Raw genomic sequence first — 2672 nt, 5'->3', positions numbered from 1 at the left:
TTCTTAAAATATGAGGAATTATATTAAAAGTATACAGCTGAAAAAATAATATTTATTATTATTTATGATTGCACTCGTATTTTTTATCTACCTAATAAATCGTTTTTGGATTAGTTTATGCGATTTAACTTTAGAAGTTTCAATAACCTGTTCATTGCGACAATTTTTATTAATAGCTAGCCTTAACTATATTGTAAAGCAATACTTAGCATTCGCAAATTTCCACTGTACCATTTTGGGGTTGATTACACTGCAATAAACTTCTCCTAAAATGAAAAAACTGACTCATTTAAAAATCATTTAACTGAGCCAGACAAGCAGCATTAATCAATAATTACACGACCATGCAATGGTTGAATTGGACGATTGTTATTGTGATGCATGATTGAGTGGAATTTTTCGATTTGTTCAGTAGACACATTACTTTCTTGCTCTAGTACAATCCATATAACACCTTCAGTACAAGGCGGAGTAGTCAGTGAGCCGCTAAAGCGATAAAAATTTAACCTGTTTGGCAATAATGCCTTAATATCAACTGACTGGTTTAATACTGCTGTGCTTCCTGCTTCTGTCGGAATTTGCTGCCAAGCTTTAGCTAGTTCGAGGTTAGGTTTCCCTTTTTTAAACATAAGCCCAACAACCGCTAAATCACCATTTTTGCTTTTATAAACAAAATGAGCTGCCATAGGAAAGTGTTTGCCATTGATTTCATTCTCACTTGGGGTGTGAAAATGGAATTGTTGTAGGGTAAAAACTTCGTTATCAATTTCTAGCGTATTACCTTCATCAACATTCACTTGGACTGTATGACCATTATTAATGATTTCTTGTTTACCTGGTTTGAAAACCAGTTTAAGTTTATCATGATGTGTTTTTAATGCATGTTCAATATTGATAGGTGATTGATTTTTTCCATTTTCACATGTTGAAAATTCTGGTGAAAGCTTTCCCCAATTTTCGGGTTTAGCTTCGCCTTCATAATCCCAATGCGGAACAGGCTCTGCTGCAACGCAAGATAAGCTAGTTACCATTAGTACCGCAATTATTACATTAAGTTTCATATTAAATTTCATATTAATTTTACACTACAATGTTGGTTATGGGGAGGTAGATTATACACCTCGACTTTTCATTTTTATAGATAAAAAAGCACGAATTAGTTAATTTTTTCCAAAAAATTCATGATTAATTAAAAATCTAATAGTAACAAACTAAACAAGAAAATATTCTGATCTGTACGTACAGTATTTTTAAATAGTCATAAAAATGTATATCAAAACGAGATCTGTATTGTTGTAGTATTAATAAATCAATTAAAAAGGACTAGAGTACTTTTATAGTATAGCCCTTTTTAATTTAATCAATTGATTAGAAGTTATAACGAATACCAGCTAATAAATCAATTGAGCTTAACTTGGCACTGGTATTAGTTCGGTAATATTCATTATGTTTTTTAATAGTTATTTTACCTGCATCTACATAGCGAGCCATAAAATCAAAATCTAGATTATTATTGACTTTATAAGCTACACCGGCTGCAACATTCCATGCAAATTTAGTTTTAGTTTTTGATAAAGAACGTTCGTAGTCAACACCATCAACAGAAACATTATATTGCTCTCTATAACTATTTTCTAATTTAGTGAATGCCATACCTATTCCAACACCAACAAATGGAGTAATTGATGAGTCTATATCAATATCTGAATAACCATTTAACATGAGTGTATTCATACGTGATTTAACTTTTTGAGTAGTACGAAGATGATAATCCTCATATGTACTGTATCTATTTTCTTTTTTCTCTGTATTACCTCGTAGTGTAAAAGATAGCTCCACTCTTACTGGAATATCATCGTCATGGAAGCTATAACCTAAATTTAAAGCACTTGCTAATTTAGTTTTATGCATCGAATCAAAGATATCATCGTTCAAGACAATACCCCGTTTATGATACATATTGTCCTTAAGACTGCTTGCCTTCAGCATCGCAGCACCTAATTGTCCACCTAGATAAAATCCACTTGTTTCAGCATAAGCAAAACTTGAGAAACACGCAAAAGTTGTTAGTGCGATTAATGTTTTTTTCATTTTCATTTCCTTAATTATTTTTAGTTATAATTTATAATGCGAGGCGTAATTTTCCGCGTCAATTTTGTACTAGCGCTAACGATGGAGTAATTGCAATTTTATTTACTACTGCAAACACAACTAGAATTTTTCTAGCATATTATCAATACAATATCAACAACTTTAGCACAACTCAACCAAATATAAAACGAACTTCATTCAACAAATTCACTCTAAAATTAACTTTGAAATCCTTACCATATTATTATAGGAATGTAGTCAAAAACATACTTAATGTATAAATAAACAGCATAGGGCTATTTATTCAAAATAAGTTACATGTAAAAAATAGAAATTGAACAAAAAATACGATGAATTTTGATGTCGCCAATGAAATGGACGATTAAATAAATAGAGGGGAGTTTTAAGTTGGCTAAAAAAATAATGGAAAAGTAAGACATTTTCAACCTAAAACTAGTCAAAATAGTATTACTGATTTTACAATACCATATAAATGATTTACATTATGCTAGTCATTAATTGATTATTTAGAAACAAACTTTACTATATATTGTTTTCTATATTCATTGTCATTATATAAA

General features: G+C 30.3%; 2 protein-coding genes. Both read right to left on the bottom strand.

The window, feature by feature from the left end:
- Window positions 1-323: 323 nt before the first annotated feature.
- Window positions 324-1061, bottom strand: coding sequence for a carbonic anhydrase (locus A9G22_RS00565; RefSeq protein ID WP_065586042.1), 738 nt, complete (start codon window positions 1059-1061; stop codon window positions 324-326).
- A gap of 307 nt (window positions 1062-1368) precedes the next feature.
- Window positions 1369-2091, bottom strand: a complete 723-nt coding sequence (locus tag A9G22_RS00560) for an outer membrane protein (protein WP_065586041.1) — start codon at window positions 2089-2091, stop codon at window positions 1369-1371.
- Window positions 2092-2672: the final 581 nt, after the last annotated feature.

This window comes from Gilliamella sp. App2-1, assembly GCF_001690255.1.
Taxonomy (GTDB): Bacteria; Pseudomonadota; Gammaproteobacteria; order Enterobacterales; family Orbaceae; genus Gilliamella; species Gilliamella apicola_G.
The sequence above is the reverse complement of the archived record's forward strand: the minus strand, read 5'-3'. Positions and strand labels throughout refer to the sequence as shown.